Genomic DNA, 15,298 nt, shown 5'->3' with positions numbered 1-15,298 from the left:
AAAAAATGAAAAATATTTTTAAAAATACTACTCTTATCTTAGGACTTTTATTCTTCGCTGTTTCTTTAAGTTTAACTTCTTGTAACAGAAGTGATGATGAAGCAGATGACCTTCCTCAGGAAGAACTTTCGGATGTTCTCTTAAGAGTAACGGATGAAGCTACGGGAACTCCTGTTGTTTATGATTACCAAGTGAACAGTACAACGAATCCGAATGTTAAATTAATCAATGGACATACCTATAATGTAGAAGTAATCTTCAAGAATGGTAATGAAGACGCTACTCAGGAAATTAGAGATGCAAAAAATGAACATTTTCTGGTGTATAACTTTCCAAACTCAGATATTACTTTAACACGTACCGATGATGCCAGTTCTACAAGAGGAGACGGAAACCGTGTGGGATTGAAAACAAAATGGGTTGTGAATACTGCTGTAAAAAATACTTCTGCAGCTAGTCAGTTGGTTCTTACATTGTTCCACCAGCCGGTAACAGTTTCTGAAACTTCTTCAGTGAGTGGGAACGGAGTCGTGTATGGAACCCATACAGGAGGGGAAACAGATGCACAGGCAAACTATAATATTATTAATTAATATATCCTTTAATCTTGTTAACAAAGCCACCGGAATTCCCGGTGGTTTTTTATTTAACAATATTTGGCGTTATAAGTTGATTTTAAGTGGGTGGTTTTCATAAAAAATTCATATTTTTGCAACCTAAAATTTTAATCAATAATGAAGGTTACCGCACAAAACCATGATGACGTAAGTGCATTGCTTACAGTAACACTGGAAAAATCTGACTACAAAGAAAAAGTAGAAAAGCAGTTGATTAACTATGCTAAAAATGCGCAAGTTCCTGGATTCAGAAAAGGGAAAGTGCCTTTGAGTATGGTTAAAAAACAATATGAAGCAGGTATTGCATTTGAAGAAATCAACAAACAAGTTTCTGATGCTTTAAACAACTATATCAATGAAAACAAATTAAGATTAGTTGGTCAGCCTGTTCCTCAGCCAGTAAATGAACTAGATTACAATGCTGATCAACTAGAAGTTGCTTTCGAAGTAGGATATGAGCCTGAATTCACTATAGATTTAGCTAAATATGAAGCTCCTCACTACAAAGTAGAAGCTTCTGACAAAGAAATCAGCAAGAGTATTGAAAACATGCAGAAGCGTTTCGCTGAGCAGGTTCCTCAAGATAAAATCACTAAAGATTCTTACATTGCCTTAGAAGTTTCTCAGGTTGTAGAAGAAGATGCTGAAGGAGAGCACCACCACCACCCAAAAAACGTTACCATTACTGCTGAAAACAAAGAAGCTTTCAAATTGGTAAAAGGATTGAAAATGGAAGGTTCTGTAAAAGTAACTAAAGAAACTCTTGCAGGTGACGAAGAATTGGCTAAAGAAATAGGATTCAGCAAAGAAGAAGTTGAGCACCTACACCACAATGAAGTAGAAGTAAAAGTAAAAGACTTCTATTCATTAGACTTAGCTGAGCTTAATCAGGACTTATTCGACAAAGTATATGGAGAAGGAAACATCAAGTCTGAAGATGAACTTAAAGATAAAGTGAAAACTGAATTAGATGAGTACTTCCAACAAAATGCTGATGTTCACTTTGTAAATAAAGTATTAGAGCAAGTAACTGGTAAAGAAGAAGTAAAACTTCCTGAATCATTCCTTGTGAAGTGGTTATTATTCTCTAACCAGAATATCCAGTCTGAAGAGCAGGCTAAAGAAATTCTTGAAGCTGAGAAAAACCAATTGAAATACCAGATCATCGAAGGTAAATTGATGACTGAAAACGAAATCAACCTTGACTATGCTGATGTATTGGCACAGGCTGAGCAGTTGGTAAAGAATCAATTGGCAATCTACGGAATCCACCACTTAGGTGAAGAGGAAATCCAGAAATATGCTGTTGAAATGTTGAAAGACCAGGAACAGGTAAGACAAATTTCTTCTGAAGTAGCAATGGCTAAATTGAAAGATGTAATTCTTGAAAAAGCGACTAAAAAAGAAACTAAAATTTCTCACGACGAATTTTTAGAAGAACTTAAGAAATAATTATATTCAGATATAAATATTTGAAAACCGTCAATTTTTTTGACGGTTTTTTTATTGCAGACCCATCAGGGAATGTCCGTTATACAGCGTACAGTAGTATATTCGATTGATGGCTCTGCCTGCCTTATATTCTAGGCTTTCTTACCCATTATTCATGAATTATTTCCGGCCCATGATATATGTCCGTCAATATTCCTATATTTACTCTTTAAACTTTATTATAAATATGAAAAAGATCATCATTCCGTTTTTCTGTGCAGTACTTTTTTCAGTACCTGCAGCAGCTCAGAAAAAAGGAGCTGCATCTGTCAAAACAGAAGCCGCAAAATCCAAACTGACATCTAAAGAAGTTGTTGATAATTATTTCAAAGCATTAGGTGGAAAAGATAAATTGGAGGCTGTAAAATCTACCATTATTGATAACACTGTGAGTGTACAGGGAATGGAAATTCAAATGACTACCAAGAAATTAGGGAATAAATTCAAGTCTGTACAATCGGTGATGGGGAAAGAAATGATTCAGCTTTTTGACGGCGAAAAAGGATACTTTGATCAGATGGGAAATAAAATGGATATTCCTGCTGATAAGATTGCTGAGCTGAAAAAAGGAAAGCCAATTGATGCTTTAGCTTTTGATGCTTCTAATTTCCAGACTGTATCAACAGAAAAACTGGATGGGAAAGACTATAACGTATTGTCTTCAGACAAAGGGAAATTTTATTTCGATGCAGGAACCGGACTTTTGTATAAAACCGATGCAGGAGAAGGTAACGCGACCATCAAAAGTTATATGACCGTAGACGGATTACAGTTTCCAGAGGTAGTAGATGCTGAAGGTGGAGGTCAGAAAATGACTATCAAAACTTCTAAAATTGTTATCAATTCTGGAGTTACTGATGCTGATTTTAAATAAAAATCACTTTTTTATGATATTAAAACCGGGTATTTCCCGGTTTTTTTTGTGTTTTAATAATTTTAACTCAAATTTAACTATAAATTTTTAAGCAGTATTTCTTCACCTTGTGAAGAATTGATACTTTTAGCGTGTAAATAAAATCAAATAACATGAAAAAAGTATTATCTTCATTTGCGGTCATCTTTCTGATGTCTGCTAATGCCTTTGGACAGAATATCCCTGTGGATTCTTCCGTAAGAATAGGTACCCTTTCCAACGGAATGAAGTACTATATCAAAAAAAACACGTTGCCTGAGAAAAAAGTAGACTTCCGTCTGGCGATCAATGCCGGATCTATTCTTGAAGATGAAAATCAAAGAGGATTGGCTCACTTTATGGAGCACATGAACTTCAACGGAACCAAAAACTTTCCAGATAATAAATTAGTAGACTTTTTACAGTCTATCGGAGTGAAATTTGGACAGCACCTTAATGCTTACACCAGCTTTGACGAAACGGTTTACATGCTTCCTGTTCCATTGGATAAGCCTGGGAATCTGGATGCAGGGCTGAAAGTAATGGAAGACTGGGCATTTAATGCAACGCTTTCTGATGAACAAATCAATAAAGAAAGAGGAGTTGTATTGGAAGAGCTGAGACTGGGGCTGGGAGCAGACAAAAGAATGATGGATAAATACCTTCCGAAACTTTTATACAAATCTCAGTATGCAGAAAGACTTCCAATCGGTAAAAAAGAAGTACTGGAAAATTTCAAACCTGATGTGATCAGAAAATTCCACCAGGACTGGTACAGACCGGATCTGATGGCGATTGTAGTAGTAGGAGATATCAATGTGGATGAAATTGAAAAAAAGATCAAGGATAACTTCAGTAAATATAAAAACCCTTCAAAACCTAGAGAGAGAAAATCTTTTGATCTTCCCAATCATAAAGAAACCTTGGTAGCGATTGAAACGGACCCTGATGCGACCAATTCTATGGTGCAGTTTATCATGAAAGATGCTGATGCCTATACCCCGGATGTAACCATTCAACAATACAATCAGAGTTTAGTCGAAAATCTGTCAACAGCAATGTTGAACAACAGATTGAGGGAACTGATCAATTCTACAAACCCACCTTTTACTTTCGGATCTGTATACCACGGAGGAACTTATGCAAGAAGTAAAGAAGCTTTCCAGGGATTTGCCATGGTAAAAGAAGGAAATCAGCTTAGCGCATTGAAAGTTTTGCTGGAAGAGGTTGAAAGAGCAAAAAGATTCGGATTTACACAGTCTGAGCTTGACAGAGCAAAATCTCAGCTTCTTTCTAATCTTGAAAGATCTTATAACAACAGAGATAAGACAGAAAGTGATATGCTGGTAGATGAGTATGTGAAAAACTTCCTGGAGCAGGAACCAATTCCTGGAATTGCCTGGGAATATGAAGATACAAAATCTTTCCTGCCATCTGTTACTCTTGCACAAACCAACGAAATCATCAAAAAGATGGTGAAAGATGACAGCAGGGTAATTGTTATCACAGGTCCTAAAAAAGATAATATAACCATGCCTACAGAGGCAATGGTTGTGAATACATTCGACGCTGTGAAAATGGCTGATCTTAAACCTTATGAAGAAAAGGCAACGATCAAGAATTTAGTAAAGCCTTTCAAATCTGAAGGAAAAATTGCTAAAACTGAAACGGATGCTAAGCTGGGAACAACAACCTGGACATTAAGCAACGGTGCGAAAGTGACTTTCAAGAAAACTGATTTTAAAGATGATGAAATTGTATTTACAGCAAGAAGTTTAGGAGGAAGTTCTCTTATTCCTGATGCTGACTACAATAAAACCCAATTTGCATTTGCTGCATTAACAGAAGCAGGGGTAGGTGGGTTCTCTAAAGCAGATCTTACCAATTATCTTGCCGGTAAGCAGGTGGGGGTAAATCCTATGGTAACATCTCTTTTTGAAGGAATTTCAGGGAGAACAACTCAAAAGGATCTGGGAACAGCTTTGGAACTGATGTATGCTTATTTTACAAGTTTAAATTACAACCCGGCATCCTTTAATGCTTACAAAGAAAAGCAATCTGCCATGCTAAATAACCTGTTGTCTAATCCTCAGGCTTATTTCTCTAATGAGCATGCAAAATTCATGAACCAGAAGAACCCTAGATTTATCGGTGTATTCCCAATGGAAAAAGACTGGGCCAATACAGATTATAAAAAGGCATATGATATCTATAAAGAGAAATTTGCCAATGCTGGAAATTTCCAGTTCTATTTCGTCGGAAATATTGACGAGGCGAAATTTAAAAATGAAGTTCTTCAGTATATTGCAAGTCTTCCGTCATCAGGAAAAACGACCATGTTTAAAGATACCGGATACAGAACAATTACCGGAGATTATACAAAAGTGTACAAAAAAGGAAAAGATCCTAAGAGTATGGTATCTATTTCTTACAGCGGAGAAGCTCCTTACAATGAAAAAGATGCTTTAGCATTATCTGCACTTGGAGAAGTGGCTACCATCAAGGTACTCGAAAAACTGAGAGAAGATGAAAGCGGTATCTACGGTGGAGGTGCAAGAGGAGGTATGAACAAAATACCTTATGGTACTTACAGTTTTGGCATCAACTTCCCTTGTGGTCCGGAAAATGCAGATAAGCTCACTAAAAGTGCTATTGCAGAACTTCAGAAGCTGATCGACAAGGGTCCTGAGCAAAAAGACCTGGATAAGTACAAAGAAGGAGAATACAATGACAATAAAACAGAACTTAAAGACAATATGTTCTGGATGAATGCCATTGCTAAAAACCAGCTGGATGGAAGTGATAAATATGATATCCTTAATTACCAGGATAAAGTAAAAGCACTTACGGTAAAAGATCTTCAGGATGTTGCTAAAAAATACCTTACAAAAGGAAGAATCGTAGCGACACTAATGCCGGAAGATGGCTGGGAAAAAGCCAAAAAAGAAGAAACTAAAAAAGTAGAAGCCGCCATTGTAAAGCCAGGGGCAGTAAATTAATTTTTTTTATTTAAAATAAGAAAACCGTTGTTTTTTACAACGGTTTTTTTGTTGAATAAGGATAATATAACGGCAGATCAATAGCATTTTTAGCTTAATGAAGAAAATGAGCTTATTTTTAATAAGTCTATTTTAAATAATCTACGAATGTTTTTAATGAAAAATTATTTTAAGTAATATAAAATAAACAATTCGCTTTCATTTTGTAATATTTAAATTTTTTAACTTGAATTTAACCGTGTGGCAAAGGCTTAATTGTAGGGAGAATTGATATTTTTGAATGTCAAAAAATAATGCAGATGAAAAAAATATTATCTTCGTTTTCGGCCATCTTCCTGATGTCTGTAAATGTCTATGGACAGAATATCCCTGTGGATCCTTCTGTAAAAATAGGTACTCTTTCCAACGGAATGAAGTACTATATCAAAAAAAATGTTTTACCTGAGAAAAAGGTAGAATTCCGCCTGGCGATCAATGCCGGATCTATTCTTGAAGATGAGAATCAAAGAGGATTGGCTCACTTTATGGAGCACATGAACTTCAACGGAACCAAAAACTTTCCAGATAACAAATTAGTAGACTTTTTACAGTCTATTGGAGTGAAATTCGGCCAGCACCTTAATGCTTCTACCGGTTTTGACGAAACGGTTTACATGCTTCCTGTTCCACTAGATAAGCCTGGAAATCTGGATGCAGGGCTGAAAGTGATGGAAGACTGGGCATTTAATGCAACACTTTCCGACGGACAGATCGATAAAGAAAGAGGAGTCGTATTGGAAGAGCTAAGATTAGGTCTTGGACCGGATAAAAGAATGATGGATAAATACCTTCCGAAACTTTTATACAAATCTCAGTATGCAGAGAGACTCCCAATCGGGAAAAAAGAAGTCATTGAAAATTTCAAACCTGATGTGATCCGAAAATTCCACCAGGACTGGTACAGACCCGATTTGATGGCGATTGTAGTTGTGGGAGATATCAATGTGGATGAAATTGAAAAAAAGATTAAGGATAATTTCAGCAAATACAAAAATCCTTCAAAACCTAGAGAAAGAAAATCTTTTGACCTTCCCAATCATAAAGAAGCACTGGTTGCTATTGAGACGGATCCGGATGCTACAGGTTCCGGAGTTCAGTTTATCATCAAAGATTCTGAAGCGTACAAACCGGATGTAACGGTCCAGCAATACGATCAAAGTCTTGTAGAAGGTCTTGTCAATATTATGCTGAACAGCAGATTGGCAGAACTGGTTAACTCAACAAATCCACCTTTTACGTATGGTTCGGTATACCACGGAGGAACTTATGCAAGAACAAAAGAAGCATTTCAAGGATCGGCAGCTACAAAAGACGGCGGTCAGCTGAATGCACTAAAAGTCCTTTTGGAAGAAGTGGAAAGAGCAAAAAGATTTGGATTTACCCAATCTGAACTGGATAGAGCAAAAGAACAGCTGCTTTCTTCTTATGAATGGGCTTACAACAATAAAGACAAGAACCAAAGTGGGGATCTGATTGATGGATATGTAGGGAATTTTCTAAGACAGGACCCCATCCCTGGAATTACCTGGGGATACGAACATATTAAAAAAGTCCTTCCAACCGTAGTACTGGAACAAACCAATGGAATTATCAAAAAGCTGGTAAAGGATGACAGCAGGGTGATTGTGATTACAGGACCGAAAAAAGATAATATTAAAATGCCAACAGAGGCAATGGTTCTGAATACATTTGATGCTGTGAAAATGGCTGACCTCAAACCTTATGAAGAAAAAACTAAGGCTGAGAGCTTAATAAAACCATTCAAATCCGAAGGTAAAATTGCAAAAACAGAATCAGATGCTAAGCTGGGGACTACAACCTGGACATTAAACAACGGGACTCAAGTTACTTTCAAGAAAACAGATTTTAAAGATGATGAAATTGCTTTTGCAGCAATAAGCCTGGGAGGAGTATCAGTTATTCCGGATGCTGATTATCATAAAACACGATTTGCCTTCGATGCTTTGCTGGAAGCAGGAGTTGGCGGGCTTTCTAAAACAGATCTTACACATTATCTTGCTGGAAAACAAGTGAGTGCAAGCTCTTATGTCGGAGGTCTTACAGAAGGCGTTTCCGGAACAAGTTCGAAAAAAGATCTAAAAACGGCTATGGAGCTGATCTATGCTTGTTTTACGGACTTAAATTACAACCCTGATGCATTCAATGCTTACAAGACAAAGAAATCTGCAGCATTGGCTAATGTAGATTCAGATCCGGAGTATTATTTTTCTAATGAATATGCCAAATTTATTAATCAGAAAAATCCAAGATTTACCAGCCTTGAACCTACCGAAAAAGATTGGGCGAATACAGATTATAAAAAAGCATATGATATCTACAAACAGAAATTTGCCAATGCAGGTAATTTCCACTTCTATTTTGTAGGAAATATAGATGAAGAACAGCTTAAAAAAGAAGTACTGCAGTATATTGCATCCCTTCCTACCTCTGGAAAATCATCTACATTTAAAGATACGGGGTACAGACCTGTGGAAGGAGGATATACCAAAGTATATAAAAAGGGAAAAGAACCGAAGAGCCTGGTAACCATTTCTTATAGCGGAGAAGCCCCTTATAATGAGAAAGAGGCTATGGCGCTTTCAGCTCTTGGTGAAGTCGCTACAATTAAAGTTCTTGAAAAACTAAGAGAAGAAGAAAGTGGTATTTATGGTGGTGGTGCAGGGGGAAGTTTCAGTAAAATTCCATACAGTGCCTACGATTTTAGTGTTAATTTCCCTTGTGGTCCTGAAAATGTAGATAAACTCACAAAAATTGCAATGGCCGAATTACAAAAATTCATAGATAAAGGCCCTGAGCAAAAAGACCTGGATAAATATAAAGAGGGAGAATACAACGAATATAAAACAAGTCTTAAAAACAATGGATTCTGGTTACAGGGGATTTCCCAAAATCAGGTAGATGGCAGTGATCAATATAATATTCTGAATTATCCGGATAAAGTAAAGGTACTCACCATAAAGGATCTTCAGGATGTTGCCAGAAAATATCTTTCTAAAGGACGAAGTATCGCGGTATTAATGCCAGAAGATGGGTTTGGAAATATCCCAAAAGCGATTAAAACTAGCGGAGGGACAAAACAATAAATTCTTATTTCAATTAAAAAACCGCAGAGAAATCTGCGGTTTTTGTTATTTAATTTGAATCGGTTAAGAACCAAATTCTTTTTTCCATTCGTCAGCGACCTCACTCAGAACATTGTAAAATTCTTCACCATACTTTCTTGTCAATGGGGTTTTCAAAAACTTATAGACAGGAACCTGAAGTTCTTTTCCCAGGGTGCAGGCATCGCTGCATACATTCCATTCATGATAATTCAAAGCGGTAAATGAAGAATATTCTGTAACACGGATCGGGTAGAGGTGGCATGAGATAGGTTTTTGCCAGTCTACAGCACCATCTTCATACGCTTTTTCAATACCACATTTGGTAATTCCTTTTTCATCGAAAGTTACATAAGCACATTCGCGGTCCTCCACCATTGGAGTAACATACATTCCGTCGTGCGGATCAGTAGTCCATGTTCCCTGCTCTTCAAGGGCTTTGATTCCTTCCTGAGTAAGGTAAGGCTTTATTTTATCAAAAATACTGTCCAATACTTCAAGCTCGTCTTTGTCCAACGGAGCTCCTACATCTCCCTCCACACAACATGCACCTTTACATTTCGTAAGGTTGCAAACAAATTCCTCGGAAAAAATATCTTCGGAAATCAATTTATCGTCTATCTGAATCATAATTTTTTAAAATAAATCAAAAACTGTACCTGCTTTGAAGGTCAGTAAACTAATAATAATAAGCCATAAACCAGCCTCTTTCATCCAGTATTTAGGCAAAAATCTCATCATTCTGCTCAGAATAATGCTTGAAGGAAATGCCAGAAGCATCAGATATTCGTAGCTTTTATTCATATACAGGATGATGGAAACAAGCTGTGCCATCGAAAAGACCAGTAAGAAAGTATACTTATACCTGCTTATCGGACTCTTCTTATTATAATTTTTAAAATGGTCATATACCGCATAGATCAGCATCAGAATCACAGGGATCAATGGCAGAATCTCCGTATAATCTGTTATCGGCTTCATCTTTCCAAACGGAAAATAATCAATATTCCAGGAAGTGAACTGAACAAAATACATCACAGAAAAATAACTGAATGTAATCAGGGCAATTCCCAGCAGGAACCTGAAAAGATTCAATGCAATTTTGGCAGAGGTAGCAATCACGTGAATGATTACAAATAAAGCCATCGGCCAGGTCGTAGGAAGGAAAATAAAATTCAACGCCACAATAGCTCCCACCAATACATATGACTTCTTTCTGATGTCCTCATCTGCACTTGTCAGAAGAAGGATAAGAAAAGAATTGGTAAGCAGCGAAACAGCAATTCCTATATCCAGATTTCCGGGATACAGCCCAAAAATAAAAAAAGTATATAAGAATAATGGCAGATGAGTCTGATAATTAAGGGCAATACTGTGAAAACAAAAATATCCTAAAGCAATTCCCAAAAAAGTTATTCCGGCAACAATAGCTTCATAAGTGTTGAAATTCAGTATGTTAAATATTATTACTACTAAAAGAAGAAAACCAATATAAACAGGAATTGAAAAAATATTGCTTTCTTTTGAAAGTAATTTAAACATTTTTTATAAATTTGTACAAAGTTAATTTAAAAAAGGAAAATAATGACGTCTTTCTTTCTATTCTTAAGTAAAGTTTTCAAATGGACTTTCGGTTTCTTTGATTCGTTTGGTAATGTTTTAAACTGGATTCTATTTGCGGTTTGCTGTGTATTGTTTACTTATTGGTGCTATGTACTGGTAGTGACATTAGGCGGTGACAAAGATAAAGACTATTATTCTCCAACGGAAGGTAAGAATCCTTACTACGATCCAAAGATCTACAAAAAAGAAGGTTAATTAATTGGTTATATAGTAAAAAACCGATCAAACATTATGCTTTGATCGGTTTTTTTATTACTAACGATTAAAATTTCTTTTTCTTAGTCGTGAATTGGAAGTACGAGAACAGGAATACTTGAGCTTTTCGTAATTCCTTTTGTTAAGCTTCCCACGAATACATCATAAATTCCGCTTCTGCCGTGTGATCCCATCACAATATAATCTGCATTTTTTTCCTTTGCATGATCCAGAATAATATCTTTGGCAAGTCCTTGTTTTAAAAGGTGCTCGCAATCAATATCTTGGGCGATGATTCTTTGCTCAATCTTATTAAGCTGCACCAGCTCCTCTCTGATTTCGTTGGCTTCCACTTCCGGAAAATATTGAAATCCCATATCGCCAATGGCAAAGCCAATATCTGATGGCGCTACGTGGATCAGGTAAATTCTGCCGTTAAGCTGTTTTGCAAATTTTATGGCACCGTCTACCAATTGGTCTGTCTTGTCCCCAAAATCTACGGGTAATACAATATTTATCATAACCTTTCATTTTGTTACCTAAAGATAAGGGAAATTTATCAGACCAGATGTTAAAATATAATAATATTTAAAGTAGATTTTAAACTTTTTTTATTGCTAACGAAGGTTCCCCGTTTTTAATTTTAATATTTTCTTCATCGAAAATTAAATCATATCCCCCTCATCATTCTTTAGTAAAGATTTTAAGAAGGAGGGAAAGCAAACTTTTTAGAAAGGCTCTTATTTACTTATCTGAAAAACCATACATTATTCATTAGTAGTTGATTTTATAGGATAATCTAAGATTTTGTATAGGTTCAGAAATAAATAATAAAATTTATTAGAGCCTTATAGAAAACCTAAAATTCTGAAAATACCAAGATATTAGCCTCATAGATCCCAAAACATATGGAAACAACACTTTAAGTATATATCATCATTTCATAAAATGGTGAAGAAATGGGAATTGGGAACGGTTAAAGGAGGTTTTTTTGAAAAATACAAAACATATTTGGATTTATCCTGCATTCGGCTTGATGGCTCTCATATCCTGGCAAAGCAAGATGGAGAAAGAGTTGGTTACCAAGGTGGAAAAAAGTGCAGAACGACCAATATGTTGTTCTTGTATGATAATCAAGGTATTCCATTGGGATATAGCCAAGCTATTGATGGGATGTTATTTTTGATAAAAATTGTACAAAAGAAGGTTTGTTATTGAGCGTATGAATGCATGGTTAGAAGGATTCAAAGCCTTATTAATTTGTTTTGAAACTAGAGCTTTACATTGGAAATGTATTCAATTAATTACTTCTTGCTGTATTCTAATAAGGAAACTTTAGACAAGTTCATTGTTTAGATATTTAATTAATTTTATTTTGATTTGATATGAATGGATTTATTTCTATCGGATTGTTTTACTGTCAAAATTTTTACATCAGATGTTTTATATTGGTGTAAAAGCTTGGTGTTATGCAAAAATAGCTTTCAGCACTGAAAAGCCGGAATATTTACGTAAACAGCAGTACAAAAGCTTTATTTTATCATTGTGGGAGTATAGAGCTTCGCAGTACTGGTTTACAATTTTAGAAACTGATCGATACAGGGAAATTATGTTCTATAGACCAAGGCTTTTCCTGAAACCTTTTAAGGCTTACCTTTCATCTCGGTACGGTATCAGAAGGAAAATCAAAATTATTTGTGATACTTATGACTTTATTTATGATCATGGTATTGAAAAGATTATTCAAAAGGATGATTCTGTCATTTGCGAATTTCCTTTAAAAAATAGTTTACCAGGAAGCCTGGAAATAGGATATGATGACCGCTATAGAAAAGAAGGTGAATTGGTTTTTTCTTTAGTTATTGATCATCTTCATGGTAAGATCGCTTCGGTTTCTTTTTCACTGGAAAAAAGTAAAAAGGATGATTGGGTGTGCAGAATCGGCTGCCTGCAGGGGCGGCCTGCCATTGACGGGAAGTATGTAACTAAAGAAGCTCAAAAGCTCATGTATGGAATAAGGCCCAAATCCTTTTTGATAGAAATGCTGCAGGAATTTTGCAAAGAATTCAATGTAGGGTTAATTATGGGGATTGGCGGTAAGTGCCAGACACAGAACAAGAAACATTTTGTCCATCTTCCGTTTATTCATAACATCTGTTTTTCTTATGATGCTTTTTGGAAAGAAATTGGCGGAATAGATAATGGAGATGGTTGGTATTTGTTACCATTGAAGAATACCAGAAAAAGTATGGGTGATATCAAATCAGAGAAAAGGGCATCCTATAAAAAAAGATATGCACTTATAGATTCTGTGAAAGAAAGTTTATCTAATTATATGAAATAAACTGGTTATCTATTTTAAATTCATCTCATGAAAAATGTTCCGGATTTTCTTCTCAGGTTTACAGAAAATCACAAAATTATTTTTACCATATATGTTATAGCTGCTGCTGTTACGGCCTTAGTCAATTATTTAAATGGTCCTCAGTCTTACAATAACTATTTGTTATATAAATATGTATTTGTGAATACGCTTGAGCAGAAAAATCTTTTTCTGCAATATCCCGATATTTTTTTTGACAGTAATCATTATGGGGTCTTTTTCAGTGCTGTCATAGCTCCTTTTGCCATACTGCAGGATGGAGTAGGGATGATCGCGTGGAATATTGCCAATACCATTATATTCCTCTTTGCATTGTATAAACTGCCGTTTTCTGATAAAAAGAAATCCTTTTTTGCATGGTTATGTTTACAGGAATTTATAACCGCTTCCTTATACTATCAGTTTAATGTAGCATTAACAGGACTTTTGGTATTGTCTGCAATTTATATTTATGAAAGAAAGGAGGTAAAATCAGTTAGTGCTATTGTAATAATGTTTTTTGTTAAAATTTATGGAATAGTAGGTCTTGCTCAATTTCCTTTTGTCAAAAATAAATTCAGCTTTATCATTTCGGGACTGGTCATAGGAGCGGTATGTTTTGTGGTCCCTATGATGTATTCAAGTCCTGCATTTGTTGTTCAGAGTTATTATGAATGGTTTCATTCTCTTGTCGGGAAAAATGCAGAAAACCAGATATTGGGAAATAGGCAGGATATTTCATTAATGGGGGTTTTCAGGAGGATTTCGGGACTTGCTTCCATCTCCAATCTTGTCTTCCTGGCTTTCGGAATACCTCTCTTTGCAGCTCCCTATATCAGAGTCAGACAGTATCAGTATTATACTTTTCGTCTGATGATCCTCGCTTCAACTTTATTGTTTTTGGTGTTGTTTAGCTCAAGTTCTGAATCTCCTACCTATATTATTGCAGTAACGGGGGTGATGATCTGGTTTTTTCTTCAAAAAGAAAAGACACCTTTTCTGATTGCATTATTGATTTTCGTTATCATTTTTACCTGCTTTTCAACATCGGATTTGTTTCCAAAATTTATTAAAAAGAATTATATCATCAAATATTCTTTAAAAGCAGTACCCTGTACTATTATATGGATTAGGATAATTTATGAACTGTTGGCTAAGGACTTTAAGAAGGATTACAGTTTTTAAAGTCCGGAAAAGAAAGACAGGTTATTTCAATATAAACAAAAAGCAATAGTTCCTGAACTATTGCTTTTTGTTTATCATAGATGATTTTTTACATGATTCTGATGTCCAATACCTTTTCCTCCTGAAGAAATGCTTCCAATACATCGTTTTCATTTACCTTTCCCACTCCTTTTGGAGTTCCGGTGAAAATAAGGTCACCTACCCTTAAAGTAAAATACTGAGAAGCAAAAGCAACGATATCATCAAAGCTGAACATCATATCTTTTGTATTACCATCTTGAACCTTCTCTTTGTTTTTCAATAATGAAAACTGAAGACTGTTAAGACTGAAATTTTCTTTTTTGAAGAAACTGCTTACTACCGCAGAACCGTCAAAACCTTTGGCTAGTTCCCATGGAAGTCCTTTTGATTTTAGCTCACTCTGAAGATCTCTCGCTGTGAAATCTATTCCCAGCCCTATTTCTTCATAATGCTTGTGCGCTGTTTCTTTCTGAATATATTTTCCTCCTTTTGAAATTTTTACTACCACTTCAAGTTCGTAGTGAATGTCATTTGAAAATTCAGGAATGTAAAAATCATTTCCTTTTAGAACCGCTGTATCCGGTTTCATAAAAATAACAGGGTTCTCAGGAATTTCGTTTCCTAATTCTTTTGCGTGCTCACTGTAGTTTCTTCCTATGCAGATGATTTTCATAACTCTTTTTATTTTATTTTTTGACTTCGTCATTGTGAGGAACGAAGCAATCTTATTAAATGATGAAGATTATTAATTC

13 protein-coding genes are annotated in these 15,298 nt (G+C 35.5%); 9 read left to right on the top strand and 4 right to left on the bottom strand.

Annotated features, from left to right (window positions below):
• Positions 1-5 precede the first annotated feature (5 nt).
• The 5 genes from AC07UM_RS07465 (at position 6) to AC07UM_RS07445 (ending at position 9,142) form a co-directional block, all read left to right on the top strand.
• Entirely contained in the window at positions 6-593 is a 588-nt protein-coding gene (locus AC07UM_RS07465; protein WP_124534589.1) for a hypothetical protein, read from the top strand.
• Between the two features lie 141 nt (positions 594-734).
• A complete protein-coding gene (locus tag AC07UM_RS07460; protein WP_494681903.1) occupies positions 735-2,069 on the top strand; it encodes a trigger factor in 1,335 nt (444 codons plus the stop codon).
• A gap of 226 nt (positions 2,070-2,295) precedes the next feature.
• Positions 2,296-2,982, top strand: coding sequence for a hypothetical protein (locus AC07UM_RS07455; protein ID WP_494681902.1), 687 nt, complete (start codon positions 2,296-2,298; stop codon positions 2,980-2,982).
• A 152-nt stretch (positions 2,983-3,134) separates the two neighbouring features.
• Positions 3,135-5,999, top strand: a complete 2,865-nt coding sequence (locus AC07UM_RS07450; RefSeq protein WP_494681901.1) for a M16 family metallopeptidase — start codon at positions 3,135-3,137, stop codon at positions 5,997-5,999.
• 299 nt (positions 6,000-6,298) lie between these two features.
• Positions 6,299-9,142, top strand: a complete 2,844-nt coding sequence (locus tag AC07UM_RS07445) for a M16 family metallopeptidase (RefSeq protein WP_494681900.1) — start codon at positions 6,299-6,301, stop codon at positions 9,140-9,142.
• Between the two features lie 63 nt (positions 9,143-9,205).
• Here the strand turns inward: AC07UM_RS07445 and AC07UM_RS07440 are convergent, their stop codons facing one another.
• Positions 9,206-9,790, bottom strand: coding sequence for a DUF3109 family protein (locus AC07UM_RS07440; protein ID WP_494681899.1), 585 nt, complete (start codon positions 9,788-9,790; stop codon positions 9,206-9,208).
• A 6-nt stretch (positions 9,791-9,796) separates the two neighbouring features.
• Entirely contained in the window at positions 9,797-10,702 is a 906-nt protein-coding gene (locus tag AC07UM_RS07435) for a DUF6427 family protein (RefSeq protein ID WP_494681898.1), read from the bottom strand.
• Between the two features lie 42 nt (positions 10,703-10,744).
• Here AC07UM_RS07435 and AC07UM_RS07430 point away from each other — a divergent pair, with 42 nt between their 5' ends.
• On the top strand, positions 10,745-10,978 hold the full coding sequence (locus tag AC07UM_RS07430; RefSeq protein WP_494681897.1) for a DUF6341 family protein: 234 nt from the start codon (positions 10,745-10,747) through the stop codon (positions 10,976-10,978).
• 83 nt (positions 10,979-11,061) lie between these two features.
• Here the strand turns inward: AC07UM_RS07430 and AC07UM_RS07425 are convergent, their stop codons facing one another.
• The gene (locus AC07UM_RS07425) at positions 11,062-11,499 is read right to left on the bottom strand and encodes a universal stress protein (RefSeq protein WP_494681896.1); all 438 of its coding nucleotides are present in this window, start codon (positions 11,497-11,499) and stop codon (positions 11,062-11,064) included.
• A 427-nt stretch (positions 11,500-11,926) separates the two neighbouring features.
• On the opposite strand from AC07UM_RS07425, the gene AC07UM_RS07420 reads away from it, so the two are divergent.
• The 3 genes from AC07UM_RS07420 (at position 11,927) to AC07UM_RS07410 (ending at position 14,525) form a co-directional block, all read left to right on the top strand.
• A complete protein-coding gene (locus tag AC07UM_RS07420; RefSeq protein ID WP_494681895.1) occupies positions 11,927-12,196 on the top strand; it encodes a hypothetical protein in 270 nt (89 codons plus the stop codon).
• A gap of 220 nt (positions 12,197-12,416) precedes the next feature.
• The gene (locus AC07UM_RS07415) at positions 12,417-13,322 is read left to right on the top strand and encodes a DUF535 family protein (protein ID WP_494681894.1); all 906 of its coding nucleotides are present in this window, start codon (positions 12,417-12,419) and stop codon (positions 13,320-13,322) included.
• Between the two features lie 27 nt (positions 13,323-13,349).
• Positions 13,350-14,525 carry a glycosyltransferase family 87 protein gene (locus AC07UM_RS07410; protein ID WP_494681893.1) on the top strand — a complete coding sequence of 392 codons (1,176 nt, stop codon included), beginning with the start codon at positions 13,350-13,352 and terminating at the stop codon, positions 14,523-14,525.
• A gap of 88 nt (positions 14,526-14,613) precedes the next feature.
• Here the strand turns inward: AC07UM_RS07410 and AC07UM_RS07405 are convergent, their stop codons facing one another.
• Positions 14,614-15,219 (bottom strand): fumarylacetoacetate hydrolase family protein, encoded by a 606-nt coding sequence (locus tag AC07UM_RS07405; protein WP_494681892.1) that lies wholly within the window; start codon positions 15,217-15,219, stop codon positions 14,614-14,616.
• Positions 15,220-15,298 lie beyond the last annotated feature (79 nt).

It is taken from the genome of Chryseobacterium sp. GW821-FHT04C04, from assembly GCF_059420365.1.
This window is presented reverse-complemented; position numbering and strand designations above follow the sequence as displayed.